The organism is Geminocystis sp. M7585_C2015_104 (assembly GCA_015295805.1).
Classification (GTDB): domain Bacteria; phylum Cyanobacteriota; class Cyanobacteriia; order Cyanobacteriales; family Cyanobacteriaceae; genus DVEF01.
Window position 1 is genome coordinate 34,539 of sequence record DVEF01000060.1, and the last position, 26,144, is coordinate 60,682.

General features: G+C 45.5%; 21 protein-coding genes. 10 read left to right on the forward strand and 11 right to left on the reverse strand.

Annotated elements, in window-relative coordinates:
• The first annotated feature begins 29 nt into the window (after positions 1-29).
• The 6 genes from sppA (at position 30) to IGQ44_07010 (ending at position 8,330) form a co-directional block, all read left to right on the forward strand.
• A complete protein-coding gene (sppA, locus tag IGQ44_06985; protein ID HIK37716.1) occupies positions 30-1,814 on the forward strand; it encodes a signal peptide peptidase SppA in 1,785 nt (594 codons plus the stop codon).
• Positions 1,815-1,930: 116 nt separating this feature from the next.
• Positions 1,931-2,593, forward strand: a complete 663-nt coding sequence (locus tag IGQ44_06990) for a class I SAM-dependent methyltransferase (GenBank protein HIK37717.1) — start codon at positions 1,931-1,933, stop codon at positions 2,591-2,593.
• A 76-nt stretch (positions 2,594-2,669) separates the two neighbouring features.
• Complete coding sequence (locus IGQ44_06995; protein HIK37718.1) at positions 2,670-3,137, forward strand: hypothetical protein; 468 nt, start codon at positions 2,670-2,672, stop codon at positions 3,135-3,137.
• Positions 3,138-3,224: 87 nt separating this feature from the next.
• Positions 3,225-4,811, forward strand: a complete 1,587-nt coding sequence (locus IGQ44_07000) for a serine/threonine protein kinase (GenBank protein HIK37719.1) — start codon at positions 3,225-3,227, stop codon at positions 4,809-4,811.
• 103 nt (positions 4,812-4,914) lie between these two features.
• Complete coding sequence (locus IGQ44_07005) at positions 4,915-6,087, forward strand: aldo/keto reductase (protein ID HIK37720.1); 1,173 nt, start codon at positions 4,915-4,917, stop codon at positions 6,085-6,087.
• Positions 6,088-6,140: 53 nt separating this feature from the next.
• Positions 6,141-8,330: a lipase gene (locus IGQ44_07010; GenBank protein ID HIK37721.1), complete on the forward strand. Its 2,190-nt coding sequence runs from the start codon at positions 6,141-6,143 to the stop codon at positions 8,328-8,330.
• A gap of 58 nt (positions 8,331-8,388) precedes the next feature.
• On the opposite strand, the gene IGQ44_07015 is transcribed toward IGQ44_07010, so the two are convergent.
• Positions 8,389-10,752 (reverse strand): dynamin family protein, encoded by a 2,364-nt coding sequence (locus IGQ44_07015; protein HIK37722.1) that lies wholly within the window; start codon positions 10,750-10,752, stop codon positions 8,389-8,391.
• A gap of 44 nt (positions 10,753-10,796) precedes the next feature.
• Entirely contained in the window at positions 10,797-11,882 is a 1,086-nt protein-coding gene (locus IGQ44_07020) for an AI-2E family transporter (protein ID HIK37723.1), read from the reverse strand.
• Between the two features lie 72 nt (positions 11,883-11,954).
• Here IGQ44_07020 and yqeK point away from each other — a divergent pair, with 72 nt between their 5' ends.
• Complete coding sequence (yqeK, locus tag IGQ44_07025; protein HIK37724.1) at positions 11,955-12,518, forward strand: bis(5'-nucleosyl)-tetraphosphatase (symmetrical) YqeK; 564 nt, start codon at positions 11,955-11,957, stop codon at positions 12,516-12,518.
• Between the two features lie 54 nt (positions 12,519-12,572).
• On the opposite strand, the gene IGQ44_07030 is transcribed toward yqeK, so the two are convergent.
• The 5 genes from IGQ44_07030 to IGQ44_07050 all read right to left on the reverse strand — a co-directional run bounded on the left by IGQ44_07030 (position 12,573) and on the right by IGQ44_07050 (position 18,295).
• A complete protein-coding gene (locus IGQ44_07030) occupies positions 12,573-13,643 on the reverse strand; it encodes a mannose-1-phosphate guanylyltransferase (GenBank protein HIK37725.1) in 1,071 nt (356 codons plus the stop codon).
• A gap of 23 nt (positions 13,644-13,666) precedes the next feature.
• Positions 13,667-15,016: a UDP-glucose/GDP-mannose dehydrogenase family protein gene (locus IGQ44_07035; GenBank protein ID HIK37726.1), complete on the reverse strand. Its 1,350-nt coding sequence runs from the start codon at positions 15,014-15,016 to the stop codon at positions 13,667-13,669.
• 39 nt (positions 15,017-15,055) lie between these two features.
• Positions 15,056-15,985 carry an SDR family oxidoreductase gene (locus IGQ44_07040; protein ID HIK37727.1) on the reverse strand — a complete coding sequence of 310 codons (930 nt, stop codon included), beginning with the start codon at positions 15,983-15,985 and terminating at the stop codon, positions 15,056-15,058.
• A 79-nt stretch (positions 15,986-16,064) separates the two neighbouring features.
• Entirely contained in the window at positions 16,065-17,396 is a 1,332-nt protein-coding gene (locus IGQ44_07045) for a DUF2330 domain-containing protein (GenBank protein HIK37728.1), read from the reverse strand.
• Positions 17,393-18,295 carry an RnfABCDGE type electron transport complex subunit D gene (locus tag IGQ44_07050; GenBank protein HIK37729.1) on the reverse strand — a complete coding sequence of 301 codons (903 nt, stop codon included), beginning with the start codon at positions 18,293-18,295 and terminating at the stop codon, positions 17,393-17,395. The genes IGQ44_07045 and IGQ44_07050 overlap by 4 nt, the downstream gene beginning before the upstream one ends.
• Before the next feature lie 222 nt (positions 18,296-18,517).
• Between IGQ44_07050 and IGQ44_07055 the strand changes: the two genes are divergently transcribed.
• Positions 18,518-19,273, forward strand: a complete 756-nt coding sequence (locus IGQ44_07055; GenBank protein HIK37730.1) for a phycobilisome rod-core linker polypeptide — start codon at positions 18,518-18,520, stop codon at positions 19,271-19,273.
• A 61-nt stretch (positions 19,274-19,334) separates the two neighbouring features.
• On the opposite strand, the gene IGQ44_07060 is transcribed toward IGQ44_07055, so the two are convergent.
• From IGQ44_07060 to kaiC, 4 genes are all read right to left on the reverse strand, one after another.
• Complete coding sequence (locus tag IGQ44_07060; protein ID HIK37731.1) at positions 19,335-20,510, reverse strand: aminotransferase class V-fold PLP-dependent enzyme; 1,176 nt, start codon at positions 20,508-20,510, stop codon at positions 19,335-19,337.
• A gap of 85 nt (positions 20,511-20,595) precedes the next feature.
• Positions 20,596-21,324 (reverse strand): heme oxygenase (biliverdin-producing), encoded by a 729-nt coding sequence (locus tag IGQ44_07065; protein ID HIK37732.1) that lies wholly within the window; start codon positions 21,322-21,324, stop codon positions 20,596-20,598.
• Positions 21,325-21,428: 104 nt separating this feature from the next.
• On the reverse strand, positions 21,429-22,046 hold the full coding sequence (locus IGQ44_07070) for an alpha/beta hydrolase (GenBank protein ID HIK37733.1): 618 nt from the start codon (positions 22,044-22,046) through the stop codon (positions 21,429-21,431).
• Between the two features lies 1 nt (position 22,047).
• Positions 22,048-23,568 (reverse strand): circadian clock protein KaiC, encoded by a 1,521-nt coding sequence (gene kaiC, locus IGQ44_07075; protein HIK37734.1) that lies wholly within the window; start codon positions 23,566-23,568, stop codon positions 22,048-22,050.
• Between the two features lie 186 nt (positions 23,569-23,754).
• On the opposite strand from kaiC, the gene IGQ44_07080 reads away from it, so the two are divergent.
• Entirely contained in the window at positions 23,755-24,966 is a 1,212-nt protein-coding gene (locus IGQ44_07080; protein ID HIK37735.1) for an amidohydrolase, read from the forward strand.
• A 79-nt stretch (positions 24,967-25,045) separates the two neighbouring features.
• Positions 25,046-26,134, forward strand: a complete 1,089-nt coding sequence (aroC, locus tag IGQ44_07085) for a chorismate synthase (GenBank protein HIK37736.1) — start codon at positions 25,046-25,048, stop codon at positions 26,132-26,134.
• Positions 26,135-26,144: the final 10 nt, after the last annotated feature.

A 26,144-nucleotide genomic window follows, 5' to 3' on the forward strand; every position in this document is an offset into this window, starting at 1 on the left:
GCCATGATTTCCTTCTCAACTTAGCCACTATGAAAGACTTTTTAAAACATACATTTGCTAGTTTTATAGGCACCGTGTCCGGCCTATTTTTTGTTGTCTTCACCTCAGGAGGTGCCCTTGTTCTTTTGACCTCTTATCTGTCGTCTATTCCTCCTACCATAGAAGACAAATCCGTACTGGTTTTTGAGCTAAAAAATACAGTGCGTGACTACAATAATTCCTCCGTTTTTGGTGAAATTACTGGGGACAATTACATCGGACTAAATGATATAATATATGCTGTTAATAAGGCGGCAGAGGACCCACGGATTTATGCATTGTATATTGACGGGAGTAAGGGCAATATTTCCACCGGTTATGCTTCCATCTCGGAAATTAGAAAAGCCCTGGAAAAATTCAAAAAAAGCGGGAAAAAAATAATAGCATATCTAAACTCTGCTCAGGAGTCTGATTATCTTTTAGCATCAGTAGCCGATGAAATTGTAATCAACCCCCTGGGGGGCATAGAAATAAATGGATTAGCCACTTCTCAATTGTTTTTCGCCTCGGCATTGAAAAGATATGGCATAGGTGTTCAGGTAATAAGGGCGGGTAAATATAAGTCGGCAGTTGAGCCTTTTACCATGGACAAATTCAGTGAAGAAAACCGGAGCCAAACCAAAGAAATACTATCAGATATATGGGTTAACTTAAGGAGGAGTGTATCCAAATCTCGCAATTTAAACGAAAGTATTATAGACGATATAGCTAACAATAAAGGCATATTATTATCTCACGAGGCGGAAAAAATTAAACTGGTTGATAAGGTAAAATACCCAGATGAAGTTACTGAAGAGATTAAACAGATAACTAATAGCAAAGAGGAAGAAGACTTTCCTCAAATAACTATTAGTGACTATGTGGCAGCTAAATCAACCACCAAGGCAAAAAATAGAATTGCCATCCTCTATCTGGAAGGCACTATTGTGGATGGAAGGGGGAAAGTAGGAGAAGTAGGAAGTGAAGACTTTGTGAAAGAAATCAGAAAAATACGCCAGGATGATAACATAAAGGGTGTAGTCCTGAGGATAAATAGTCCAGGGGGTAGTGCCCCTGCTTCTGATAGTATTTGGCGTCAGCTACAACTCCTGGCAAAGGAAAAACCCCTGGTGGTGTCTATGGGGGATGTAGCCGCCTCTGGGGGTTACTGGGTGGCCACAGCAGGAGAGAGGATTTTTGCTGACCATAATACTATAACTGGCTCCATTGGCGTTTTTGGTTTAATTTTTAATTTTCAGAATTTAGCCCGTAACAATGGCATAAACAATGATGTAATCAAAACCAACGATTTGGCAGATTTAAATAATAGTTTTTCCCAAAAAGACGAGAGGGAATTGGCAATCTTTCAAAAAGGGGTGGACAGGGTGTACGAGCTATTCTTGCAACGAGTCTCCCAGTCAAGAAAAATGCCCGTTAATAGGGTAATTCAGATAGCAGAGGGAAGAATTTGGTCAGGGGAAAGGGCAAAAGAAATTGGATTGGTGGACGAGTTAGGGGGTTTGGAGGAGGCCATATCCTACCTGAGTGAGAAACTGCAACTGAACGACAATTATCAGATAGTTACCTACCCAGAAAGCCAACACTTTATATTCGATTTACTCCAAAATTTTGGTGGCATTGAAACGATTAGTAAGAGAGAGGAAATAACCAGAAATATTTCAGGTTTTTGCTGCTGGCCAGGGGAGAGGAGCATTAGGAGAATAATCGCAGATGCCCTGTCTTCAGATGGGTTTAAAATTTACAGCATTCTCCCCTATGAACTGGAGATAAAATGAAAGAACACAAAAAACAAGGAAAAAGAAAGGAAGAAGAAATGGGAAACCCAAAGAAAAAGGAAAAAATGTTATTCTCTTAAATAGAAACTGGTGCGGAAAACAAGAAGAAACAGATTATGAGCATTAAAACCCTAAGCCTAACACCCCAGCTGTATGATTATTTTCTATCCATTTCCCTTAGAGAGTCGCCTATACTAAAAGAAATTCGCCAACGAGGCTACTCCCACCCTATGGGAAGAATGCAAATAGCCCCAGAACAAGCACAGTTTCTCTCTTTCCTGCTAAAATCCATGGGGGCAAAAAAAGTACTAGAAATAGGTGTTTTCCTAGGTTACAGTTCCACTGCAATGGCTTTGGCCCTGCCGCCAGATGGAAAACTAATCGCCTGTGATAACAATCCCCAATTCGCAGAAATGGCCCGCACTAACTGGCAAAAAGCTAAAGTGGAATCTAAAATAACCCTTAAATTGGCCCCCGCTATCAATACCCTGGAAGAATTGTTACAAGAGGGAGAGGGCGGTACTTTTGACTTTGTATTTATAGATGCTGACAAGGAGAATCAAGAACAGTATTATGAGTATTCCCTACAACTGGTAAGAAAAGGGGGAATAATTGCCGTAGACAATGTATTATGGTATGGTAGGGTAGCACAACCGGAAGTAGACGACGAAACAACGAAAAAAATCAGAGAATTTAACCAGAAACTGTTAAGAGACGAAAGAATAGACTTAACCGTGTTACCCATAGGAGATGGACTAACCCTGGCTCTAAAAAGATAGAAGAGACAGGATATTGGGTTAAAATGTGAGGGGGAGATTGTATTTGTTTTTGAAACACAAGTAGTCTCTACTTATAATGAGTCATACTTTTTTGTTAGAAAGTGGCGCCTGGGTTTTAGAAGGGAGTTGGCTTGATAAAGCCCAAGTCTCAGTGCCTTGCAAGGGTGCGATAATTATTGGTTGGGAAGAACAAAGTTGGTTTTCCCTACAAATGAAACTAGTCTTCCCCCAGAGTATGCCCCGCTATGGCAATTTTAACAAAAACCCCCATATCACCTTCCATTATAAGGGAAATATAGCCACGGGAAGACCACAGTATGCTTTTGTTTTAAAACGAAGTGACGTGGAAAAAATAGAAGGAGAAGGGTGGATAACTGATTACTCCATCATCCAACGCTATTGGGTATTGGGGAGTAACATGCGTCTCCACGGTGTGGAAACCTTCTACCATTTGGAGGAAAACACCTACCACCTCACTAGCATCATGATGACGGGAAATAATCTGCTATACACCCTAGAAGCAATTTTACAACGACACCGTTAAAACAAGGGTATTAACAAAACAAAAAAAAGAAAGTTAATCCATCAGTGAAAATAAAGATAAACTAGGAAATAGGAAGGGACTGGCAATATGAACTCAGACAAGAAAAGGGAAGATAGGATACTTGCAGGGCGCTACCATCTGGTAGAATTGGTGGGCTCGGGGGCAATGGGGCAGGTTTATCGAGCCGAGGATAAGGTGTTGGGAGGTGTCACCGTGGCCGTGAAATTCCTCTCCCATACCCTCCTCAATGATAAAATGAGACAGCGGTTTGAACGAGAGGCCACCATCAGCGCCCTGTTGGGAGAAAAAAGCCTCCACATCGTCAAAGTGCGGGATTACGGGGTGGATGAGAATGATGTGCCCTTCTACGTCATGGAGTTTTTGGAAGGACAAAGTTTAAGCGACATCATCAAGTTCCAACCCCTTGAACTAAAGCGCTTTTTACGCCTCACCCGCCAAATATGCGTTGGCCTTGAAGCTGCCCATACGGGTATCATGCTACACGGAGAACTATGCCAGGTTGTCCACCGGGATATAAAACCGAGTAATATACTGGTAACAAAAGAGCCTACACTGGGAGAGCTGATCAAAATCCTGGACTTTGGTATTGCAAGGTTAGTACAGGCCAATGCAACTCAAACCCATTCATTCATGGGGACTTTGGCCTATTGCTCACCGGAACAGATGGAGGGGAAAAAACTAGACAACCGTTCGGATATTTACAGTCTAGGGGTGATGATGTATGAGATGTTAACCCTAGAAATGCCCATCCTGCCGGACTCCTCCTCCTTTGGCGCCTGGTATAAAGCCCATCATGAGTACGAACCGCGGCCCTTTGACCCCCGTTTAAACATCCCCTCAGAGTTAAAGAGTATCATATTGAAGTGCATGGCCAAATCCCGGGAGGATCGTCCTCAGACAGTAGGGGAAATCATTAAGGTAATTGACAATATCGAAAAGGGAATCCAGGAATCAGCCACTAACGAAAGAACTTACTTTTCCGGCCACCCTACTATAGCTTCTGATGTAAACAAAGAAGTCATAAGAGGAGACGATACCCCAACCATTGCAGTCCAAACCCCCAGACAGAAAAACAGAATAGATACTAGTCCCACCGAAGTTGTTACCCAAGTATCCGCCGGTAGTACCCTCAGCAAACTAACTTGGCCCAAAAACAAGCCTCTGCAAAAAATCGTCTTCCCCCGTATCGTTACCACCGAAACCGAGACCTTTGCCAGTCTCTGGGTAATGTTGGATAAACAAGACATTATCAATCGACTCGTCAGTGTGCGCTACAATCAGTTTCTCTTTCTCCAAACCCCCCATCCCATGATTCTTTGGATTACAGTTATATACAATCCCACTCATGGCCCCAGATGGCTACCCTGTTATTTAGACCTAAAAAGTGAATCCTCCCGACAAGTAGTTTCTCTCCTGGCAGACACTGGCAGTTACCGCATTCTCTTTTTTGCCATAGAAGAACCAGACCACTGTCAACATAGTATGATGTCTACTATTGCCGCTAATCAGTGTAAAATCATGAAAGAATGGCTCAGAATCACCGCCACCATAAAAACCAGTGGTGAGCCGGCCGTCAGCAAGAGGAGACTAAAAGAAGAATTTGAGCGTCTTAAACCCAAAATCCTGGCTAAGCTGGCGGAAAGCTACAAGTAAAAACGTCTATGGCCAATGGGGGCTAAGGGTGTTTGTTGCCGCTACTAGCAGGACTTCGTCAAGATATAACTATATTGTCGTAGTGGATTAGTAAGTGGCATAGATGCTTTATCGTAGGTTTGGCAGGACGGAATTACAAATGCCCGTATTCTCCTGCGGCGGCATGCGTTATCAGTATAAATGGCAGGACGTCTCTTGGCAAGAAATACCCCCCGACAACCAAGCCAATCTGGAAGCCACCATCCGTCGCAGTGTGGAATTGGGAATCAATCACATCGAAACTGCCCGTTATTATGGCACCTCCGAGATGCAGTTGGGCAGAATTCTTCCCCATATTCCTAGAGATAGTATAATAGTCCAAACCAAGGTGCCCCCCCAAGAAGACGGTAAGAAGTTTAGGCAGATCTTTGAGCAATCCCTCGCCAACCTGCGTCTGGAATATGTAGACTTGTTATCCTTCCATGGAATCAACACCCCCCAACTTTTAGAATACAGCCTTAGGTGTCTGGAAGAGGCCAGAAAATTACAACAAGAGGGGAAGGTGCGTTTCCTCGGCTTTTCTACCCATGGGGCAACGAATTTGATTATCCAAACCATTGAAACTAACCAGTTTGACTATGTTAACCTCCACTGGTATTGGATTTTTCAAGATAACTGGAAGGCTATAGAAACTGCCCACAAGTACGACATGGGGGTGTTTATCATTAGTCCATCAGATAAGGGGGGAATGTTATATAAGCCTCCCAAAAAACTAGTACAACTGTGTCAGCCACTAAGCCCCATGGTATTTAATGATTTATTTTGTCTTTCCCACCCCCAGGTGCACACCCTCAGCATTGGTGCTGCCAAACCCACCGACTTTGACGAACATTTGAAAACTATACCTCTCCTCCCCCATGCCCACCAAATCCTACCCCCTATTATTGAACGTCTGGAAAACGAAGCCAAAAGGGTATTAGGAGAAGAATGGTGGTATAGCTGGCGGGTTGGCTTGCCTAGTTACGAAGAAACCCCCGGTAATATAAACATCCCCGTGATTCTCTGGTTGCGCAATTTGGCCTTGGCCTATGACCTAGTGGAGTTTGCTAAAAACCGTTATAATCTGTTGGGCAATGGCAGCCACTGGTTTCCCGGCGAAAAGGCAAATAGGGTGGCGGAATTCGACTTGTCTGAATGTCTCAAAAATAGCCCCCACCGACACGTCATCCCCCGACTTTTGGCAGAAACAGACGCCATGCTGGGGGGAGAAGCCGTCAAACGTCTGTCTCAAACCTAAGTCTAAATATGATAAAAATTTAAGCATGGCTTTTACGCGGGTGGGCAATTCCTATGTATCGCTTTCAGGTTACGGCACACACACAATTGGGGGAGTCTATCGCTATTGTCGGCTCAGTATCCCAATTAGGTCAATGGGATGTATCTAAATCCCTTCCCCTTTACACTGACACTCACACCTATCCCCTCTGGTGGGTGGAGGTGGACCTTCCTGGAGACGGCCAAAAAGTAGAATACAAATACCTGAAAAAGAAGAAAGATGGCACTTTTGAGTGGGAATGCCTTGGTGACAACCGTTGGATTATCCTTGACGCCTCCGCGGAAAAATACACCATCGTCGTGGAGGATTTACAATTTGGGAAAGTCAATCCATATCCGTACGGCTATTGGGAAAAACCTATACCAACGCCCCCAATCCCCCCAAAAGAAAACGGCAAGAGAATTGTAGTTATAGGTAGTTCGGTAGCTCTGGGCTGTAGTGCCTGGTTATTACGAGGGTGGGCTCAGTTATTGAAAGAAACCCTTGAAGAGAAATACGGCCACCAGTTAATTAACGTTTCAGAAATAGGCGCCAATGTTACCACAACTATTAAACGCTTCCCCCAGGTGGTAACCCCCTACAATCCCGATGTGGTAATTATCTCCCTTTCTCTGGGTAATGAGGGATTCGCCTACTGTCCACCCCATCAACGGCGGGCATTGCAACAACGATTTGAAAGTGGCTTACAGGAATTAATCCGCATGACAAGGGAGATTGGGGCCATTCCCATTCTGGGGTCACTATACCCCCATTCTCATTATACACCAGAACATAACTGGTTGTTGTACGACAGTCATGACCGCATGTTGAGTTGGGGTGTGCCGGTATTAGATTGGCTGACAGTGCTAAACGATGGCCATGGAAGGTTCGCCCCCGGTTTAGAATTCGATGCTGCCCATCCCAACAGTGAGGGACACCGTCGCATGTTTTCTGTTATTGATATCACCCTCTTTTCCCCTGAGAGGCTAACTGGTACGGCAGCCGAGACAAAAAAAAAATCTGCTTCTCCAGTAAAGCTGTATAGTCGTCAGGGGCTAACTGTAAGTTATAACCCCACCTACGGTAGTCTTTTCTTCAGCAACACTAGTAACCTCCCCTTCACCATCAATGTAAATGTCATTCCCTCACAATGGCTACAATCCCACTTCTATCTCCTAAAACAGCCATGTAAGCTGGCTTGTTTCTCTTTCACCCCTAAAGATAACCCTACCTTAAATATACCCCCCTCCACCCGGTTAGAATACTTCCCTCTATCCTTCTTCTTTTCCCCTACCCAAACCCAAGTCTTATTTTATGACGGCAATCTTGCTATTCTGCAACGAGACAGTAAAAGTGTCTATCTCATTAATCTCTCCCCCCATGAGTATAATGTGCATCCCATGTGGCAGGAGGTGTCTGATTCCTTAAAATCCCTCCCCCAGGGTTTCTACGAAGACAGCCTCAATCCCGACACCCCCTTCCGTACCATGATTATAGGCCAATATGGCTTAGAAAGTCGAGTTAAAGTGCCCCCCCGCCAAGCCCTTTTCTTCACCCACACCTGTAGCCTCTCAGAGAGAAAACGAATTGCTATCCTACCCCTGGGAGACAGATGTGCTGTTAGAATGTTATTACATAAGATGGAATATGATGGCCCGGCCTATCCCTTTGATTTAACCCGCACCACCAATCTCAGTGATGTCGCCCATATAATAGAAACGGGGTTTGATGACATGTGGAATCCTGCCTATTTGCATTATAACCCCGAACATGGCAGGATCTATCATACCAAGTGGACGGGATTGTCTTTCGCCCATGAGGTGGAAGAGGGGGAAAATCCCCTAGAAAACATGTATCCCATCCTCCAGCGCATGAGAAAACGTTATCAGGCTAGGGCAAAACGATTCTGGTTTACTATCCAAAATAGCGATGAAATCCTCTTTATCCGCACTGGTTATGCCACCAGGGGACAGGTGGAAGATTTAATGGCTAAACTTAAGAGTAAATGTCAGGGCAAACCATTTCGTCTTTTGATTTTATCAGAACAGTCCTCTCAAGAATTTGCTGGTTTGGAAAATGTATTTCATGAAAACCGTTATTTCAATCCTGATCACATGTATAACAACCTGGACTATTGGTTACAATGCACAGAAATAATGCGTCAAATTCTTAATTCTTTTGGCATTTCTACTAAGAATCTTTTCTGGTGTCCTCCTAATATATAGGCTTCAGTGGGAGTTGAATTGTTTTTCCCTTTCAACCCCCACCAATTCCCTCTTGGTTTTAATATTTAATTATCAAGGGCAAGTAGCCATAGATTTGCCAGCTTTCTAAGCAATTATTAATCTGATTTACTGCCTCGTTATATATGTCAATTTCCTGACGCAATTGTTCCAACCTCTTCTGGTTTTCTTCCAGTTTTTTCTTAGCCTTTTCCTCCAGATCACGTGTTATTTCATGGAGATATTCCTCGTATCTATCCAGGATGACATCTGCTATTTTCTCCCTGAGAGGGATAAAGATTTTCTTGATATTTTGCTTGACAGATTGTGGGAAAGTGCTATAGATGGTTCTATTGACTTTTTGCTCAAAGTCTTGCTTTAACAAATTGCGGATTTGGCCCTCAGCATCTAAAATAGAAGATACGTCGTATGTCTGGGATGTTTTCTTAAAAATTTCCTCTAGATTAACACAAGAATTCCAATTAAATCCTGTTTCCCTCACATAGCGATCACATTCTGCTGTTGCCAGGCTTTGGAAAGCGGCAGACAGCGTCTTGGTTTGGGACAATAAAATATCAACAATTCCCGCATCATTACCCAAAATATGACATAATTCTCCATAAAAACTCTTGCGTCTTATATCCTCAATTAAATCCCCCACAAAACCATAAGCAAGACGCTCACATTCCTTGGTTAAAACATCTTCTAAAGAGTTGGCGATGTAATAAAAGGCTTCCACTAATACAGCCAAAAACGGGGCAGTCTGATTACGAGGGTGTCTCTTCAAAGCTAAACCATAGGCGTCAGTGACAGAAAAGGTTTGTAGAAGTTCTTGTAGACTGGAAACAAAGGCATATTCTATTTGTTTCATCCGTTGATTAAAGCTAGTATTCTTTCCGTTGACATAACTGTTAATTTTTTCCTCAAGGTAGGCAGAAAACTCGTCGCCGATTTCCTTGAGTCTGGTTTTGATTTTACTCAATTCTGTCCGCTTCATTTCCTGGATGTCTTTGGGCTGACTTTCTAATTCCAGTTGGGTGTCTTGATAATACCTCCTCATAGCCAGGCATATTTTTTGTAATTCGTCAGCCAAGTTTCTGAATAATTCAGGATGTTTTTCTTCTCTAAGATAACTGGTTATTTCATCTTTAAAATTCTCCCCCCCACTGTCTTCAATAAGTTTGTCAATTAGGGACATGCCACACTCTTTTAAAATCCGCACATAGTTTTGATTAGGGGTTTCATAACTGTTAACAGAAATCCGAAAGGCGGTGGTAGTTAATTTGCCAGAAGAGGCACAATAATTGTTAAATTCACTGACAAATTTAGGAGTATCTTCAATCCCATCCTCACCCTTGACTTCCTCTGCAAAAATACTGTCCAACCCAAACCTGTCTTCGGCAGAGGTGTATTTCTTCACCTGAGTGCCATAAAAGCCTAACAAGCCGCTGGTTTTATATACCCTTTTGGTATGACTAAACTCCGACTTGATAAGGTTATCTAGTCTCTTCCTCAAATCACTGTTATACCAAGTTTCATCCACCCTATTAAACACATAAAATACCCTGTTGCCAATGGCAGGATTGGATTTGATAGCCTCCAATAATTCTGTTTCCCTTTGGGTTAAATCCCCGGCAGAAGCACTTTTTAAAACACAAACCACAAGGGAGGTGTCGGGATTAGTAATCTTCTCAAAAGAGAGAAGGGCATCTTTTTCCACCGGGGCGTCAATTCCCGGTAAGTCTACTAAAACATTACCGTCTTCTAAGAGGGGACGGTGACAAAAATAATCAATGCGTTTCAAGACAGCAGAATTCCTACCCCTTCTGGCATAACTTGCCGCCTCTGCCAGGGTGCTAAAATTAAACTGTTCCATGGAATAAGTGGCATTTTCCGTAGCTTTAATCTTATCCTTGTTTTCCTCAAACCCCTCCAACAGCAACAGCAAAGCGTTAGCCCGTTTTGCCAATTCGGATTTGTTGACTCCTCCCTCGGTTTCAATAATTTGACGACACTTATTTTTAATATCCTCTATAAAAGTGGTACTTTCAAGGGGGATTTCATTAAGATTTATGTTGAGCAGTTGACAAAGGGCTCTAATTTGTTCCACAATCTCCTGTCGGCTGAGGAAGGTTAATACTACTCTTTCCTGATGAGCCGGTGCGTATTCTATGTAACACTCAGTACCGGTGGCGTGTCCTTCTGCACTGTATAATAGTTCTCTGCCCAAAAGGGCATTGATTAACATGGATTTACCCGCACTGAAGGCTCCAGCGAAGACAATTTCAAAACGGGGGGATATTGCCTTTCTCAACGCCAGTTGTACTCCGGAGGGGTCGATTTTTTGAAGTTCTTTGTGTTTTTTAAGTAGCTCAAGGATGGCATCAACAGTCTCGGCAATATTCTGACATGGGCCAGGGATCATAGCCTGATAAACTCCTTTGATGTGCTCTCATACACTCCATTGGTTTATCCATCATTATCGCCAGATTTATGCAGTGGGGAGATTAATTTTTGTTTGCCGGGGTGTTTGTCTAGTTGCCATTGGTCTAGAATGTCATGAAAGAGGATTTCTTCAATCCAGGTTTTAGCTACTACTGTTAAGGGTAGTGCCAATATTAAACCCAAGGCGCCAAAAATGGTAGCAAAAAAGATTTGGCAAAAGAGAGTTATGGCAGGCAAAAGAGAGACTTTGTCAGCCATTACCCTGGGGGTTAGCCAATAACTCTCGATATGTTGGACGATAAAATACCAAACGACAATTGGTATAATCTTCCAGGGCTCATCTACTAGGGCAGTGGTGACGGGAAAGACTACACTCAAGGTGGGGCCAATATTAGGTATAAAATTGAGCAATCCAGCCAACAATCCATGTACTAAAACCAATTTTACCTGTAGAATCCACAAGCCAATGGCACTTAAAATTCCGATGAAAATACAATTAATGGTTACCCCTGCCAGCCAGTTGCAGATGGAGTCCTCAGTTTTGTCTAGAATTTCCGATATACGCTGACGATAAAAGGCAGGAAACATTTTTACTACACGGCCACGGTATTGTTGAGGATTAAGAAGGAATACAAAAGTCAAAACAATGACGAATATTACCTGGAATACTATACTTAGGACATTGGAAAACAAGGCTAAAAAGTTGTTGTATATTCTGGTGGGCAAGAGCTCGTTTTGCTTCCAATAACTGTTAATTTGTTGGAAGAGGAATTGATATAATTCGGCATTGTAAAACTGACTTTTTTTAAGGAGTTCTTCGATTTTATTGGGCGCCTTGGGTAACAATTTGAGGAGAAGTGTAAATTCGGAAATAAATGGAGGTAAAACTAGGAAAATAATAAGGGAAAGGACGAAAAGCAAACAGAAAAAGACAACCACAGTAGCCTGAAAACGAGTTAAACCATAAAGTTGTATTTTTTTTACGAGACGGTTGAGGGGAATGGCAAAGACAACAGCAGAGAAAATCAGCAACAGCAAATAACGAATTTCCCAAAGAATATAAAGGGAAATAAGAAAGGCAAGGAATCCTAAAGACTGACTAAAATTCATGTCTAAGTCCTCTTGGCGGGCGGATGGGGATCATGCTAAGCTATAGCATAACAAAAACCGTCTTGGGGGAATATGCGGCAGCGGGTGATAGACTGGTTAAATCAAAACATGCCACCGGAAAGGGTGAAACACATTCTGGGGGTGGAAGAAATGTGTATCCAGCTTGCCAAACGTCATGGAGTGGATGTTTACCAAGCCGCCACTGCTGGTTTATTACACGATTTAGCCAAGTTTTTCCCACCCCAGCGACTGTTACAGATGGCAAGGGAAAATGGGATAGAATTGGATGAGATAACCAGTAGTCACCCCCATTTACTCCATGCAGAAGTGAGTGCCATTGTGGCAAAACAGGAATTTGGGGTAGACAATGAGGAGATTCTAGAGGCTATCGGCAATCATACCCTAGGACGTCCCCAGATGAGCAAGTTGAGTTGTATTGTTTTCATTGCCGACAAATTGGAAAAGTCGAGGGGAGACACCCCCCAACTAAATCACATGCGTCAAGTGAGTTACGAGGATTTAATGAGGGGGTTGAGGATGGTGTGTGATTATTCTATTTGCGATTTACTGCAAAGATGTAAAGTCATCCACCCCCGCACCATTTTAACCCGTAATTGGACATTATCTCACCACTAGTTTTGTCCAGTCAGTTTGTCAAGGGAATATTTTGCCCGTCAAAGAATCGGTTTGTCAGAGAAAAAGATGACTGTTTCCCCCTTGCTGGAGTAATTGTAGCGCCTTTTTGATATTCTGAGTTTCAGATTTAGGCACAATCAAAGTGGCATTTTCTACCCTCACCACTACTAAATCCCTGACACCAATGGCCACCACAATCTCCTCTGGTTGATGATTGTAGAGGATACAGTTTTCCGTATTGGTGACTAAACAATTGCCCACCACTACATTGCCATCCTGTTTTTGCAAGAGTCTCTCCAAAGCATTCCAGTCACCCAAATCATCCCAACCAAAGTTAGCGGGAATAACGTAAGCCAGAGAAGTCTTCTCCATCAAGGCATAGTCAATGCTAATTTTGGGTAACTGGGGATAGGCAGATTTTCCCCCCTCCAGCAGCGGTAAGAGTATGTCAGGGGAGTGTTTTTCTAATTCCGCCAATACCACTGCCACGGGGAAAATAAACATGCCACTATTCCAACTATACCTCCCTGTGGCGATAAACTGTTTGGCAGTGTCTTGGTTTGGTTTTTCCGTGAATCTGGCCACTTTGTAAAGAATTATGTCATCTTCTTGACATTGGAGCTCTCCTTGTTCTATGTAGCCGTAACCAGTGGCGGGATAGTTGGGTTGGATGCCAAGAGTGATAATACCCTGTTTCTCGGCGGCAAAATGGATGGCCCTATGGAGGATTCTGGCAAACTCGGCAGTATTGCCGATATGATGGTCAGCAGGGAAAAAGCCCACAATGAGATTGGGCTCATCCCCATAGCGGCGTTTAACTTCTAGACTTGCCCATGCCACTGCTGGGGCGGTGTCTTTCCCCATGGGTTCTACTAGTATGTTATCCTGAGGCAGGTGAGGCAGTTGCTGTCTTACCCCCTCTGCCAACACCTCGGAGGTGATTACCATTAGCCCCTCCCAACCACCGGCTAGAGACAATAAACGTTGGGCGGTGTTTTGCAGGAGGGTATTGCCACTGCCATCCAGACTTAAAAACTGTTTTGGACGATTCAAGCGGCTAAGGGGCCAAAATCTTTCTCCCTTCCCACCCGCCAGAATAATGGGAATAAACTTAATTTCAGTCATAGTTCAGGCCAGTATAATACCCATCAGCGACCAACACCAATATAACGGAAACCGAGTGCCTCTAATGCCTTTTTGTCGAGGAAATTACGCCCATCGATGACAATAGGTTGTTTGAGACGCAGACGGATTTTCTCCCAGTCTAGGCGGAGGAATTCTTGCCACTCGGTGACCAATACAAGGGCATCACAACCGTCGGCCAACATCTCCACACTGGTTTCAATGGTAACACTGGAAAGGCCATGACTGAGGCCACTCTGGGATACAATGGGGTCATAGGCTTTGATAAAGGCCCCCAAACGATTCAACTCCTTGATAATGTCCAAAGAGGGGGCATCTCGCATGTCGTCGGTGTCTGGTTTGAAGGTCAAACCCAATAGGCCAATTACCTTTCCCTTAAGGATTTTTAGTTCGTGTTGTAACTTTTCGATTACAACCATTCTTTGACGCCTGTTGACGTTGACGGTAGCCATTAAAAGTTCTGCAGTATAGCCGTAGTCTTGAGCAGTATGAATCAAAGCAGCAACATCTTTGGGGAAGCATGATCCCCCCCAGCCAATGCCAGCCTGAAGAAATTTAGGGCCTATGCGGGAGTCCAAGCCTATTCCCAGGGCTACCTGAGTCACATCTGCCCCCACCCGATCGCATATATTGGCGATTTCATTAATAAAGCTGATTTTGGTAGCCAGGAAGGCATTGGCCGCATATTTAATCATCTCCGCCGAACTCAAGTCTGTGACTACCAGGGGCACGGGGGGCAGGTGGGGATTTTCGCTGAATTGCCTTTTAATTATAGGGTGATACAATTCTTTCATCATGGCAATAGCCTTTTCGCTGTTGCCTCCCAAAACGATGCGATCGGGGTTAAAGGTGTCATAGACGGCACTGCCTTCCCGCAGAAACTCAGGATTGCTAACTACATCGAAAAGGGGCTCACCGCCATTAGGATTTTTTTCCCTATAGCCCTCCAAAACCAGTAGCCGCACCCAATCTCCCGAGCCTATGGGCACTGTGGATTTGTTTACCACCACCTTGTAGTCCTGTTGAAGGTGATAACCAATACCACGAGCTACTGCTTCCACATAACGGGTATCGGTTTCTCCTGTGGGTAAAGCGGGGGTGCCCACCGCGATGAAAATAATCTCCCCATGACTGACTCCCACTCCCAAATCGGTGGAGAAGTCTAGTCTTCCCTTGGCCATGGTTTCTTGCATTAACTCCGACAACCCGGGCTCATAAATAGGGGATTGCCCTTGTTTCATCAGTTTGACCTTTTCCTCGTTGTTGTCGATGCAGATGACATCATGGCCGATGTGTGCCAAACAAACTCCTGTTACCAGTCCTACATATCCTGTGCCCACTACTGATACTCGCATACTTCAAATACCTACACTTTTCATGGTGTTATGACACTGTTACAGGGAAAGACGACGACGGAAGTCTTCTATAGTCCTCTGCAAACCTTCCAGGAGGGGGACTTTTGGTTGCCAGTGAAGATAGGTTTTCGCCTTGGTGATGTCGGGTTGTCGTTGTTTTGGGTCATCTTCTGGGAGGGGTTTAAAGACTATTTCCACTCCCGGGTTAACGAGATTTTGGATAGTCTTAGCCAGTTGTAGGATTGTATACTCCTCCGGGTTGCCCAAATTCACAGGGCCAGTGTAATCGCTATTCATCAGTTTTATTAACCCATCTACCAAGTCAGACACATAACAAAAACTGCGGGTTTGACTGCCATCGCCGTAAACCGTGAGGGGCATTCCCCTTAAAGCCTGGACGATGAAATTACTCACCACCCGCCCGTCATTTTCTAACATCCTAGGGCCATAGGTGTTAAAGATCCGTGCTATTCTGACTTCTATTTTGTGTTCTCTGTAATAGTCAAAGGTGAGGGTTTCTGCAATTCTCTTACCCTCATCATAACAGGCACGGACACCGATGCAGTTGACATTACCCCTGTATTCCTCTGGTTGAGGGTGCACAAGGGGATCTCCATATACCTCGGAGGTGGAAGCCAGGAGGAATCTAGCCTTAACCCTCTTGGCCAACCCCAACATGTGGAGAGTGCCCATAAAACTCACCTTTGTAGTTTTGATAGGATTATACTGATAGTGGACAGGGGAGGCGGGGCAGGCGAGATGGTAAATTTGATCCACTTCTAGACGTATTGGTTCGGTAATATCATGGCGGATTAATTCAAAGCGGGGGTGCCCCAACCACTGTTGAATATTTGCCTTGGTGCCCGTATAAAAGTTGTCCAAACATAATACCTCATGCCCCTCTTCCATTAGGCGATCTACCAGATGTGAACCAATAAAACCGGCACCCCCGGTGACTAGGATTCTCATACCAGACAGTGTTACCCTTTCCTTGGACTAAAAATCCATTTTCAGGGTAACCGATAAGGTACACCCAGGGCAAATCTTGTTATCGGTTTCTCTCTGGCCAAAGTCTGCGCCACCAGGGAGTTTCTTCGATTTTCACATGGACGTTTACGAAGTCGATTTGCCGTCTGATTTTGTTTATGTCCCAACCAGTGAGAATTGCTAGGGTTTGGGCTTCTTTTTCTTGTCGCTGCCGAGTTTTACGGAGATAGTCTTTGCCCGCCTCACAGGAGATGGGGCCTCGGAAGGGGTGGCGGATGACATAACGGCCTTGGAATAGTTCCTGATTTGGGGTGTTTTGAAATCTCAGATCCTCTGGGAAATGAGCTCTTTCGTATCTTACATGTAATCTCGTTATAAATACATCACTGGGGCGATTAGGGTCATACCAGAAGACGCCGGCTTGTCTCAACTCGTCAGGGGTGAGGGGCTCGGCGGCACAGGGGTCACACCATCCCATGTTCCAAGCATATTCCAAAAAGGCTACTCTCTTCCCTTCCCGCTCATAACTACGGGTAAACATGGCCTTATAGAAATCCCCAAACTGTTTTTCCACGAATTCCGGCACATCTACATTAGAGGGGATTTTGACAGTGCGATAGTTGGTTAATTCCGTTTGCCCGGTGTCTGAGAGGAGGTAGATGATCAAATCCTGTTCTTTTTTGCTGTTAATCATCCCCAGGCGGATAGGTAGCATGAATTTGGGGTATTCATAGGCTACCTGTAGGGGGCGCAGGTTAACATAGCCGCCTTTTTCATATTCCTCTAGATTTACCCTAGCCACAAAGAATTTCATTTTCTGACGGATATAGGGGGCTAACAATTCCTTGGCGCCTCTAGGGATTTTATAGCCGTTTTGGATAAGCCAGGTTTCTAATCCCTGGGATTCTTTGGCGCTGAGGACAACTATGTCGTATTCTCCCACAGTGAACTTACTTTCTACTGTAACACCAAGGGCCTGGTCACTCATTGCCCCTCTTCTTCCCCCTCCTGCCACATTTGGGGCTTCTTGTTGTGTTCTATATATTGGCAATGGGGGGGCACAGGGGTCATAGTCGTAGTATTCTACCAATCTGGGGGCACTAAAGGCGTCCAGTCTTTCTAGGATTTTGGGATTGCCCACATTGACTTGATCTTTGGTTACAGAGACTGGTATTGGTACTACCACGGCAAAGTCTTTGACATCTCCCTGGTAGTCATTGGCCATGGTTAAAACTGTGCGATCGCCTTTGCGGGCAATAATTACCTGAGAGGCTTGGTTGTATAGTTTAGTATCAGCTTTTGCTACGTAGAAACCACAAAAGGCCCATACCTGTTGGGGGAAACTAAGACAAACTGCTAGTAATATTGCCACTGTTAATAGAATTTTTTTCATGCCTGGCCTCCATTTGCAACACTCAATTTATGTTCTGACTGTACTTGGGGAATAGGCCAGTAAAATCGTTGACCTTCCCAGATTTTGTCTAACAAAACAGTAAGGGGAGACAGGACAAATAGGGATATGAAAATGGCATTGTAAACATAGAAGAGACTTCCCAGGACAAATGCTAGGGTGGCCACGAGAATTGACCAGATTGTCCTTCCTATTTTACTGTCGGGAATTGAGCGGGGATCACTAATCATAAAGAAGGCAAAAACCAGTAGACTTCCTGTGCCTAGTTGATGCCAAACCACATCCCATTCCCATCCCAAATAACAGTTATACATACAGGACAAGAGGATGTAGGTTATCAGGAAAGCACCGGTAGTTTCCCAGCGCCCTACCTTGTTTAGAACCAAGGCGCCAGTGCATATAAACAGGGCTAAATAAAACCACTCGTGCCCCCACTGTCCAGGTGATACCCAAGCGTTATGGGTAAGAGCCAAGGCGGAAATAATCCCAAAATTGCCAGGATTAAAAAAGTGCTTCTTGCCCACAGAAAAAATGAATTTTGATGCTATAGCAGTCACCCCTGCAACTACCAGGGGAAAAACCCCATTTGACCTTATTAAAAGTGACAGACCTAGGCTGGTTGTCAGGGCACTTTTTAATCCCGTTATTTTCCAATTAAAATCTTGGTTGTAATGGCAAATTTTCAAAGAAAAAAAGCTAAATATTTCTCTTATATTGGCTATATTTTCCGCTATAAATTGCGTCAATAAACAGGAGAGTATAATAGAAATAAAATGAGAACAAGAGAGATGCCAATCCCGGTTGAATATACCCAGTAAAAGAAAGAGGATGAGAAAACAAATTTGATAGTCTCGAGGGTCGACAAACAGTTTTAACTTCATAGGGAAGAGTATCATAATAAAGTGTCATTAGCTGTTTTTTTACAGACAGGACTATGGACAGGAAAACCATGTAGAAGTTCCTTTTTTGCCTTGATTGTGGAGGAAAATAAGAGTCTTAGGGAACGGATGTAACAAATCTTTACGTTTATTAAGGTGAGAGCCCCTTGTGGATTATCCTTATTTAAGGGAAGAACATGAGAATACAAGTACGGAGGTCAAACCTTGGCTATTCCTCTATTAGAATATGCACCCCGCACCCAGAATAGCCGTGTGCCTGGGTATGAGGTGGGCGGAGACGAGCAGCCCAGAATTTACAACGCGGAGAACATATACAGCCCCTCTGAGTGGGATGAGTTGATAGAGGCGGCCTATCGTCAGATTTTCTTCCACGCCTTCAAATGGGATCGTGAGCCCTTCTTAGAATCCCAGTTGCGCAACAGACAAATCACTGTGCGTGATTTTATCCGTGGCCTACTATTATCAAAAACCTTTAAGAATAGCTTTTACGACAAAAATAGCAACTATCGTTTTGTAGAACAGTGTATTCAAAGGGTTTTGGGGCGTGATCCCTACAGCGAAAGGGAGAAAATTGCCTGGTCTATTGTGGTGGCCACCAAGGGGATTAAGGGCTTTGTGGACGAATTGCTCAACAGCGACGAGTATCTAGAAAACTTCGGCTACGATACCGTCCCCTATCAACGTCGTCGGGTACTACCTGGGCGTGACAGGGGTGAGATTCCCTTTAACATCAAGTCCCCTCGTTACGATGCCTACTATCGTGCCATTTTGGGCTTCCCACAAATCATCTGGCAAAACGAAGTCCGTCGTTATACACCCCAAGACAGAAAACCCAGGGCTGGCGACCCTGCACTATACTTGAACATGGCACGTAGTATCAATCCTAAACCAGCCCCTATACCCCGTGTCTCTGCCCAAAATATCAGTCTAGACAAAGTGCCCTATCGCGGCAAAAAATAATTGTTAATTGTTGGCCATAGCGGGCTCTTGTCACATGTCATCCCCCTGAGGGGGGGTTTTATTATTGGTGGGGAGCTATTTTTTGTCGTCGGAGGATTTTGATGGTTTCCAGGACAAACTCGGCGGCTTCTTCGATTTCTTCCTGGGTGGTAAAACGGCCGAGGCCAAAACGCAGAGAAGCCTTGGCCAACTGGTCAGAGTGCCCTAATGCCTTCAACACATGGGAGGGTTTGGGGTTACCGGAGGAACAGGCGGCGCCGGAAGAGATAGCTATTTTGGAGTTTAGGGCCAGCAGTAAAGCTGGGCCATTTACTCCCTCTATGCTCACATTCAAGTTGCCGGGGAGTCGTTGCTGGAGATCACCATTGAGGCGGATACCGTCCAGTTGACTGAGTTTGTGCCACAGATAGTCTCGTAATTGCCGTTGACGCTCATTTTCCCGGGGCATCTCCTGGAGGGCAATTCTAATAGTTTCCCCAAAGCTAACGATTAGGGGGGGAGACAGGGTACCAGAGCGTAAACCCCTTTCTTGCCCCCCACCATGGATTTGGGGAGCCAGCTTTACCCGGGGATTACGGGAGCGTACATACAGTGCCCCTATTCCTTTGATGCCGTGAATCTTGTGGGCAGTGAGAGACATCAAGTCTATATTCATCTTCTCTACATCCAGGGGGACTTTGCCTATTGCCTGGGCGGCATCGGTGTGGAAAATGACCCCCCTTTCTCTACAGATGGCCCCTATTTTCTCTATGTCCTGGATGACACCTATCTCATTATTAGCTGTCATCACGGAGACCAGGATGGTGTCAGTACGGATACTATCTGCCAATAAATCCAAGTCTAACAGGCCATTTTTCTTGACGGGGAGATAGGTCACCTCGAACCCCAGTTTTTGGAGGTATTGACAGGGCTCCAGGACGGCATTATGCTCAGTGGAGACGGTGACGATATGTCGGCCTTTTTGAAAATAGGCTTCCGCCACTCCCTTTATGGCCAAATTGTTGGCTTCCGTGGCGCCACTGGTGAAGATAATTTCCTCCTCCTGGGCATTGATGGCTTGGGCAATAATCTGACGCGCCTTTTTAACGCCGGCTTCTGCTTCCCAGCCGTAAAGATGCCCCACACTGGCGGGATTGCCAAAATAGTCCGTCAAAAAGGGCAAAGTGGCTTCAATTACCCGTGGATCAGGTTTAGTGGTAGCATGATTGTCTAGATATATTGGCTTTTTCACCGTCATAGGGGGAGAAAAGAAGGGGCGGATACGGGCAATTGTCCCCATTGTATCTCAATTGTATCTCATCCCCTCCTGTTTTCCAGCAGTCCTATTCGGCAGTAGCTAATTCCCCCTCTTTGGTTTCTGTGCTGCCACGACTGCGACGGGAAGTAAGGGTGTTAAACAACATTTTGCCAATGGCAAGGATGAGATTCCCCTCTAATTCTTTGAACATGTCCATGTTGAGTTTGAAGGCATAGTTAGCCTCGTCTACAATCCTCTGGGCGGTGGCCAAGTCTACGGGCAATTGGTTGAGGGCTTGACGATATTTGTTTTTAAAGGCCTTCTCATCACTAATTTGCTCGAATTCGTAAAAAGCAGTGCCCTGGCCATTCAAATTCATGGCTTTTTGGGCAATGGTTTTAAGGATTTGACCTCCAGATAAGTCCCCCAGATAACGAGTGTAAGAGTGGGCCACAAACAATTCTGGGCTGTGGGCGGCAATTTCCCGAATCCGGTTTACATAATTTTGTCCTGCCGGGCTTAGTTGGATTTCGTTTTTCCAATTACTGCCGTAGTAGTATTGTAGGTCTTTAGCCAAACTGGGTTGTCGATTCAATTCGGGGAAGTATATTTTGCCTACTATAGGGTGGTTTTGTAGTTTTTCCATTTCCTCTTCCATTGCCCCGTAGACAAAGTATAAATTAGCTACCAGCTTGCGATAGGAATTTTTTTCAACAACCCCCTTAAGAAAGCATTTAATAAACCCCATATTCTCGGCCATAGTATGGGATTTCTTGGTCCCTTCCCTCAACATCGTGGCTAGATTCACGCTCATGGTTGTTTTATTTCCTCGTCCTGCTTAAATTTCGTTTATAAAACTTAACAAAACAGCGATAATTACTAATCCTTAACCATAAACCGAATCAGACCCGATTTATATTAAGATTTTTTAAGTTGCTGGAGGACAAAATCATGGACTAAATCGGCCTCAGCGGGGATGATTTCATGGCCGATGTCAAATTCATGGTATTGGACGGAAACTCCCACCCTTTCTAGATTCTCCTTGGCCACCCGGGCAGCGGAGATAGGCACGATGTTGTCGAGGGTGCCATGGCAGATTAGGACAGGGGGGAAGGGATGACGATCACTGGTAGGCTGGAAGTGGAGGTAACCGCTGAGACAGACAACGCCGGCTAGGGGCAACTGCAGGCCCACGTCCAAACTCATAGCTCCTCCCTGGGAGAATCCCCCTAAAAAAGTTTTGCTCAAGGGCACCCCGGTAGTATCTTCCAGGGACAACAGCCAGCGGTAAAGGGTTTGGGCACTTTCTTCTAATCCCTGATTGTCGTTTTCCAGGGCATACCAGGCCCTGCCGCTGGGCACATGGGGGTGGGGGAAGGGGGCATTGGGGAAGAGGAAAAGACAGGAGGGGAGATTGAGCATGGGGGTAAGGGCCATTAAGTCACGGTAATTGGCGCCCCAACCATGTAGCAAGACGAAAACCAACTCCGGCGGTTGTCCACTACTGGGCTGAGAGGAGAGGAATTCCAGTTCCATGTTATTCCTCAAATAGACTGCTCAAACGTTCCACCTCGGACTGGGTAGCATATACAGGGGTGCCAGAGAGAATCCCCGTCACATTGCGGAAGGGAGCCCCTATATGCATGCCCTTGTTGTCAATGGTAAATTCGCGGATATCCTTGTCGTGCATTGACCCGCGCATCTTTAGGACGGTTATGCCGCGACGCATTTCCCCATACATCTCCACGTAACGGAGGAGGATAATAGAGTCGGTGATGGTAGAGATGTGGGCTTCGGTGATGGAAGTGCCCCCTAGGAGGGTGGGGGTGGTAGCCGTAAACAGGCCGCCGATTTCTTTTTGTTTTATGAAAGAGGTCAAACCGATTATAAACTCCCGGAAGCCTTTGAGGGTAGAAACCCTTTCCAAAGCGGAGAGACTGTCCACTGCCACCCGGTTGGGTTTGAATTCCTCGATAATTTCCTTCATATTGATGAGGTGGTTTTCCAAGCCGGTTGCCTCGGGGTAACGACAAACCACCTTCAATTTGCCTTCTTTTTCCATTTGTTCAAAGTCTACTCCCCAACCGATGGCATTGCGGAAGAGTTGTTCCCTGCTTTCCTCGAAGGCAAAAATGAGACAACGTTCGTTGTTGCGCACCCCCCCGGCCATAAATTCTGTCACCATTAGGGTTTTGCCAGTGCCGGTTGCCCCTGACACCAGGATGATGGAGTCGCGGAAGAAGCCCCCACCGCACATCCGATCCAATTCCTTGTTGCCCGAGGTGATGCGGATATTGGAGGATCTTTGTTCTAATTCTATGGCCGACAGAGGTATAATAACAATCCCCTTGCCCTTAACGATGGTGAAGGGATATTCTCCCTTTTGGTGGTCTGTCCCTCTATACTTCAGTATTTCAATCGTCCGACGACGTTTCTCATCACTGAGTACGTTGCGGAGGATAACCACATTGTCGGCTACAAATTCCTCCACGCCGTAACGGCTGATTTCCCCGTATTCTTCGGTTCTTTCAGCAGTCATTACGGCAGTGACGCCCAACTCCCTCAAAGCAGAGGCCAGACGGAATAAGTCACTCCGCACCTGGGCACTGTCGTTGAGGTGGGTAAAAATGGCACCCAAGGAGTCAAGGGAGATTCGTTTAGCAGAATGTTTGCGGATAGCATACTCAATACGGGCAATTAGGGCCCCCAGGTCATATTTACCGCTCACCATGGGAGCCTCTCCCGGTTGGGGAGAAGCATCCACAAAAGCCCATTGGCCTTTCTCTTCCCATTCTCTGATGTTCCAGCCAAACCCCTTCATGTTGCTGCGGATGGCCTTGGGGGATTCTTCAAAGGTGACAAAAACTCCATTTTCTCCCCTTTTAATACCCTCTACTAAGAACTGACAAGCAAAAACCGTCTTAGCACTGCCAGCTGTACCTGAAACGAGTGTAGCGCGGCCTTTTGGCAGTCCACCCTCTGCCAGAAAATCAAATCCCGGTATTCCTGTTTCTAGTTTCTCAATGGCGTCTATATCGCGTTCTGCTTCTGGACTCATTCACCTTCTCTGTGTGTCTCGTTAATAGTAAATCATAATATATTATTTATTCACTTTCCCTGGTTAAAATGCAAGTGTTAACAAAGGTTGCGAGAAGGCAAAAGCACATTTTCCCCGTAAAAGGGGGTAGGGGAAAAATAAAATTATTGTAAAATTGAAAAGGGCTCCCTGCTATCTTACCAAGATATGACTCAGACTATACCTAAACCAGTTCATTTTAAAGTGCGCCCCGCCATTGCCCAACTACAACCGGAACTAGTACAATGGCGTCGCTATCTGCACCAGTATCCCGAGTTAGGATTTAGGGAGGTGGGTACTGCCAGGTTTATAAGTGAGAAACTTTCTAGTTGGGGGATAAGGCATCAAACAGGGATTGCTACCACCGGCATAGTTGCCCTCGTTGAGAGTACACCCCCCCCAGAAACAGATAAGGTGTTAGCCATTCGTGCCGACATGGATGCCCTCCCTCTGGAGGAAGAGAATATGGTGTGCTACCGCTCTAAGCACAGGGGTATTATGCACGCCTGTGGTCATGACGGCCATACGGCCATAGCCCTAGGAATAGCCCGTTATTTAGCCGAAAACCGGGACCAGTGGAGTGGAAGGGTAAAAATAATTTTTCAGCCGGCAGAAGAGGGACCAGGGGGCGCTAAACCCATGATTGAAGAGGGGGTGCTATCAAATCCACCTGTTTCTGCCATTATCGGTCTACACCTGTGGAATAACCTACCAGTGGGCACCATTGGCGTGAGGGAAGGGGCGTTGATGGCGGCGGTGGAATGCTTTGACTGTACCATTTTCGGCAGAGGTGGCCATGGGGCGATGCCAGAACAAACCATTGATGCAGTGGTGGTAGGAGCCCAGATAGTCAATGCCCTGCAGACAATTGTGGCCAGAAATGTCTCTCCCTTGGACAGCGTGGTGGTGACGGCAGGGGAGTTTCATGCCGGCAGTGCCCGTAATATTATTGCTGATACTGCTACCATAAGAGGTACTGTTCGTTATTTCAACCCCCAAATGGAAGGGTTTGTGCGGAGAAGGATTGAGGAAGTGGTAGCAGGGGTATGTCACAGTCAGGGGGCAAAATATAAGTTGGACTACTGGCAATTGTACCCCCCTGTTATCAACCATCCGGAAATTACCCGGTTGGTGAAGGAAGTGGCAGAGGCGGTGGTGGAGACGCCATTGGGGATTGTGCCAGAATGTCAAACCATGGGAGGGGAAGACATGTCCTTTTTCTTACAACAAGTACCAGGTTGTTATTTCTTCTTGGGTGCGGCTAATCCCAAGAAAGGTTTGAATTATCCCCACCACCATCCCCGGTTTGACTTTGACGAGACGGTGTTATCGGTGGGGGTGGAAATCTTCGCCCGTTGTGTGGAAAAATTCTTCTCTTGAATTGGAACTGGCAAAGGGGTTATATTAGACGGCAACCTTCCCCTACAAGTAGGAGACATCAGTAACAAGATAGTAACAAATGGGTAGTATATTCGGCAAGTTATTTACCATTTCCACCTTTGGCGAGTCTCATGGAGGGGGGATTGGTGTGGTAATCGATGGTTGTCCTCCCCGCATTGAAATCTCTGCGGAGGAAATCCAGTTTGAGTTGAACAGACGGAAACCAGGACAAAGCAAGATTACTACTCCCCGCCAGGAAGAAGACTTGTGTGAAATCCTCTCCGGAGTATTTGAGGGGAAAACCCTGGGCACTCCTATTGCCATTCTAGTACGCAACAGGGACATCCGCCCCCAAGACTATGAGGAAATGGCCGTAAAATATCGCCCTTCCCATGCAGATGCCACTTATGAAGCCAAATACGGGATTCGCAACTGGCAAGGGGGAGGACGTGCTTCCGCTAGGGAAACCATTGGGAGAGTGGCTGCCGGGGCCATTGCCAAAAAAATTCTCCGTCAGCTGGCTGGGGGGGAAATAGTAGCCTATGTGAAAAGCATCAAACACATCACCGCCCATGTGAATCCTGACACCGTCACCCTTGAACAGGTGGAAAGCAATATAGTCAGATGCCCAGACAGTGAAGCCGCCGAGAAGATGGTTCAACTTATCGATGAGATTCGTAGACAGAAGGACTCCCTAGGAGGCGTAGTAGAGTGCGTAGTACGCAATGTTCCAAAAGGTTTAGGAGAACCAGTATTCGACAAGTTGGAAGCAGACTTGGCCAAGGCGATTATGTCATTGCCAGCGACTAAGGGATTTGAAATTGGCTCAGGTTTTGCAGGTACTTTGATGACAGGCAGTGAACACAACGACGAGTTTTATGTGGATGAGGGGGGAAATATCCGCACCCGCACTAACAATTCAGGGGGGATTCAGGGAGGCATCAGCAATGGGGAGAATATCATACTGCGGGCGGCCTTCAAACCTACTGCTACCATAGGAAAGGAACAAAAAACCGTCACAACAGAAGGACAGGAGACTGTGTTAGCCGCCAAGGGGAGACATGACCCCTGTGTACTACCGAGAGCAGTCCCCATGGTAGAGGCCATGGTGGCACTGGTATTGTGCGATCACCTTCTCCGTCATCAGGCTCAATGTAATTGGCTGTAACATAAAGCTT

Excerpts from the sequence above, each read along its gene's own strand:
- sppA (HIK37716.1), top strand. The coding sequence starts at position 30 with ATGAAAGACTTTTTAAAACATACATTTGCTAGTTTTATAGGCACCGTG.
- IGQ44_06990 (HIK37717.1), top strand. The coding sequence starts at position 1,931 with ATGAGCATTAAAACCCTAAGCCTAACACCCCAGCTGTATGATTATTTT.
- IGQ44_06995 (HIK37718.1), top strand. The coding sequence starts at position 2,670 with ATGAGTCATACTTTTTTGTTAGAAAGTGGCGCCTGGGTTTTAGAAGGG.
- IGQ44_07000 (HIK37719.1), top strand. The coding sequence starts at position 3,225 with ATGAACTCAGACAAGAAAAGGGAAGATAGGATACTTGCAGGGCGCTAC.
- IGQ44_07005 (HIK37720.1), top strand. The coding sequence starts at position 4,915 with ATGCTTTATCGTAGGTTTGGCAGGACGGAATTACAAATGCCCGTATTC.
- IGQ44_07010 (HIK37721.1), top strand. The coding sequence starts at position 6,141 with ATGTATCGCTTTCAGGTTACGGCACACACACAATTGGGGGAGTCTATC.
- IGQ44_07015 (HIK37722.1), bottom strand. The coding sequence starts at position 10,752 with ATGATCCCTGGCCCATGTCAGAATATTGCCGAGACTGTTGATGCCATC.
- IGQ44_07020 (HIK37723.1), bottom strand. The coding sequence starts at position 11,882 with ATGAATTTTAGTCAGTCTTTAGGATTCCTTGCCTTTCTTATTTCCCTT.
- yqeK (HIK37724.1), top strand. The coding sequence starts at position 11,955 with ATGCGGCAGCGGGTGATAGACTGGTTAAATCAAAACATGCCACCGGAA.
- IGQ44_07030 (HIK37725.1), bottom strand. The coding sequence starts at position 13,643 with ATGACTGAAATTAAGTTTATTCCCATTATTCTGGCGGGTGGGAAGGGA.
- IGQ44_07035 (HIK37726.1), bottom strand. The coding sequence starts at position 15,016 with ATGCGAGTATCAGTAGTGGGCACAGGATATGTAGGACTGGTAACAGGA.
- IGQ44_07040 (HIK37727.1), bottom strand. The coding sequence starts at position 15,985 with ATGAGAATCCTAGTCACCGGGGGTGCCGGTTTTATTGGTTCACATCTG.
- IGQ44_07045 (HIK37728.1), bottom strand. The coding sequence starts at position 17,396 with ATGAAAAAAATTCTATTAACAGTGGCAATATTACTAGCAGTTTGTCTT.
- IGQ44_07050 (HIK37729.1), bottom strand. The coding sequence starts at position 18,295 with ATGAAGTTAAAACTGTTTGTCGACCCTCGAGACTATCAAATTTGTTTT.
- IGQ44_07060 (HIK37731.1), bottom strand. The coding sequence starts at position 20,510 with ATGACGGTGAAAAAGCCAATATATCTAGACAATCATGCTACCACTAAA.
- IGQ44_07065 (HIK37732.1), bottom strand. The coding sequence starts at position 21,324 with ATGAGCGTGAATCTAGCCACGATGTTGAGGGAAGGGACCAAGAAATCC.
- IGQ44_07070 (HIK37733.1), bottom strand. The coding sequence starts at position 22,046 with ATGGAACTGGAATTCCTCTCCTCTCAGCCCAGTAGTGGACAACCGCCG.
- kaiC (HIK37734.1), bottom strand. The coding sequence starts at position 23,568 with ATGAGTCCAGAAGCAGAACGCGATATAGACGCCATTGAGAAACTAGAA.
- IGQ44_07080 (HIK37735.1), top strand. The coding sequence starts at position 23,755 with ATGACTCAGACTATACCTAAACCAGTTCATTTTAAAGTGCGCCCCGCC.
- aroC (HIK37736.1), top strand. The coding sequence starts at position 25,046 with ATGGGTAGTATATTCGGCAAGTTATTTACCATTTCCACCTTTGGCGAG.